The 2,818-nt window shown below is 70.2% G+C and carries 2 protein-coding genes and 1 pseudogene; all 3 read left to right on the plus strand.

Going from position 1 to position 2,818, the window contains the following annotated elements; all coding sequences use genetic code 11:
* Nucleotides 1-651: DUF2637 domain-containing protein (locus IH54_RS44160; protein ID WP_107060373.1), on the plus strand; the 651-nt coding region annotated here is incomplete at its 5' end.
* On the plus strand, nucleotides 648-1,520 hold the full coding sequence (locus IH54_RS44165; protein WP_078862839.1) for a DUF2637 domain-containing protein: 873 nt from the start codon (nucleotides 648-650) through the stop codon (nucleotides 1,518-1,520). The genes IH54_RS44160 and IH54_RS44165, both read left to right, overlap by 4 nt.
* A gap of 60 nt (nucleotides 1,521-1,580) precedes the next feature.
* Nucleotides 1,581-2,459, plus strand: a pseudogene (locus IH54_RS0138500) (IS481 family transposase); the annotation flags it as partial.
* Nucleotides 2,460-2,818 lie beyond the last annotated feature (359 nt).

The following is a 2,818-nucleotide window of genomic DNA, read 5'->3' on the forward strand; positions in this document are numbered from 1 at the left end:
GCCGGGAGTACTGCGGTGAGCGCCGAGCGGTGGTCGAGGCGGGCGTGCGCCGTGGTCGTGGCGGCGGTTGCGGCGTATGCGTCCTACGAGCACCAGCGGACGTTCGCGCTGCGCGGTGGCGCGGATCGTGCCGGCGCGGCGTTGTGGCCGCTGTCGGTGGACGGGTTGCTGCTTCTGGCAACTATGGGACGGCTAAAGCCCGGTGAAAACTCCAGCCACCGCACCCGTCGCGCGGTGCGACTTGCCTTCGTGCTGGGCATCGCGATCTCCCTGGCCGCCAACGTGGCCGCCGCACCGCGCTTCACCTGGCAGCCCGTCCTCGTCGCCGGATGGCCGCCGGTCGCCCTGCTCCTCGCGGTTGAGCTCCTCGCGCAGCAAGGACCCAGCGAGACCGGCGGGACGGCGTCAGCCCGTTCTCACCCCGCGGGCGAGACTCCGGACGCGCCGGACCGAGAGCCTGCGCCGGACCGTCCTGGTGTCCGGCCCCCGACAGGCGAGAGGTCGACTCGAAAGGCCGCCAGCGCCGAGCAGAGGATGTGGGACTACTACCTGCACCAGCGAGAGCGGGGCGCCCTTCGGATCTCGGCCACGGTCGAGGTACCGCGTCGGCGGCGTGGCTCGGAGAACGGACCGAGGGGTGAGTCCAGGTGAGCGCGCAGCAGCGCTCTTCGGAGGCGTCGGTCGGCATCGGTTCAGATGTCTGGCTGCGGCGTGCATGCGCGATCGTGGTCGCGGCGGTTGCGGCGTACGCCTCGTACGAGCACCAGCGGACCTTCGCCCTCGACGGCGGTGCCGACCCGGCGGGAGCATCGTTGTGGCCGCTGTCCGTCGACGGCCTGCTGGTGCTGGCGACTATCGGGCTACTACAGCCCCAGGCCGCGGGCCGTCGGCGTACCCGGTACGCGATCCGGTTGGCGTTCGGGCTGGGCATCGCGGTGTCGCTGGCGGCGAACGTGGCGGCGGCGCCGCGCCTGGCCTGGCAGCCGGTCCTGGTGGCGGGGTGGCCGCCAGTGGCACTGCTGCTCGCGGTGGAGCTGCTGGCGACGGGCGCGGGGCGGCTGGAACGAGCCGAGAGGGCCGGCACGCTGGAGGGGACCGAGACACCGGCCTCTGGGCGCGAGAGCGAGAGCGCGGCCCGGTCCTCGGGCGTTCCTGAGCCCCCCGAGAGGAGCGTGCCGCGAGAGTCCCGCCCCGTCAGCGCAGCCCGTTCGAGAAACGGTGAGAGCGCGGAAGAGGCGATGTGGTCCTACTTCCAGCAGGAGCACGCGAAGGGCCGGACCCCAAGTGGCGCCGAGCTCGACCGCGCGATCGGCACCAACATCCGCTCGCGCGGAGAGGACGCGAGGCCCCTCCACAGGCTCTTGCCGAAGAACGGGACACCTCCGCTCGCGCGGAGAGGACGCGAGGCCCCTCCACAGGCTCTTGCCGAAGAACGGGACACCTCCGCTCGCGCGGAGAGGACGTCTGTCGGTGTGAGGTCTCAGGTGATGCTTGACGGTTTGTACTCTGGACATGGTTGACGCGTTCGGCTGAACGTCCGCTATCTCCTGTCTCCGGGTGGGGCTGGGGTGCTTCGGTCGGTGGTTGTGGATGTGCAGCAGCTGGTGGAGTACCGCTATCGGGCTGTCCGCGAAGTGCTCGGTGGCTCTCCGATCGGTGAGGTCGCCGCCCGGTACGGCACGTCGCGCCAGACCTTGCACAGCTGGCGGCGGCGGTTCGAGCAGGAAGGGATACCCGGCCTGGAGGACCGCTCCCGGCGCCCGCGCAACAGTCCCACGCGCCTGCCGTCGGAGGTGGAAGCCGAGATCTGCGAGCTGCGCCGCCGGCATCCCCGGTGGGGCGCCCGGAGGATCTCCCACGAACTGGCCGCCTCCGGGCAGGGGCCGGCACCGTCGCGGGCAACGGTCCACCGGGTTCTCTCCCGCAACGGCCTGGTCCGCGCCCAGGAGCAGCAGCACCCGCGCAAGTACTGCCGGTGGCAGCGTGAAGCACCGATGCACCTGTGGCAGATGGACCTGGTCGGCGGTGTTCCGCTGGCCGACGGACGGGAGTGCAAGATGGTTACCGGCATCGACGACCACTCCCGGTTCGTCGTGATCGCCTCCGTCGTGGCCGTGCCCAGCGCCCGCGCGGTCTGCTCGGCCTTCACCGCCGCGATGCGCCGCTACGGAGTGCCCTTCGAGGTCCTTACCGACAACGGCAAGCAGTTCACCGGGCGGCATACCCGCCCCCAGCCGGTCGAGGTGCTCTTCGAGCGGATCTGCCGGGACAACGGCATCACCCAGCGACTGACCAAGCCGCGTTCGCCCACCACCACCGGCAAGATCGAGCGCTTCCACCGCACCCTGCGCGAAGAGTTCCTCGATCACGTGGTGCCGTTCGAGTCCCTGACCGCGGCCCAGGAAGCCGTCGACGGCTGGGTGCACGCCTACAACCACCAGCGCCCCCACCAGGCGTTGACCGATCACCAGGCTCTACGTCAAAGGCATGGGCACTCAGAAGAACCGTCAAGAATCTCCTGACGACAGACCGTCAAGGAAGTCCTGAGACCTCACACCGACAGACGTCAGTATCGGATCCGGTACTGACATATTGATCGGGACACCTCCGCTCGCGCGGAGAGGACCGTGTCGAGCGCAAGGCCAACGCCGAGTTCGACGGGACACCTCCGCTCGCGCGGAGAGGACGGTGTGGTGCCGCCCCAGACGCCGTCGGGCTCCGGGACACCTCCGCTCGCGCGGAGAGGACACTTTCTGACCTGCGGCGTTAGAGGGGCTTTGCAATCTCTTTGCTCGGCTCCAGCCGCGTCTGGCCGCTG

The sequence above is a fragment of the Streptomyces sp. NRRL F-5123 genome, assembly GCF_000721495.1.
GTDB lineage: Bacteria > Actinomycetota > Actinomycetes > Streptomycetales > Streptomycetaceae > Actinacidiphila.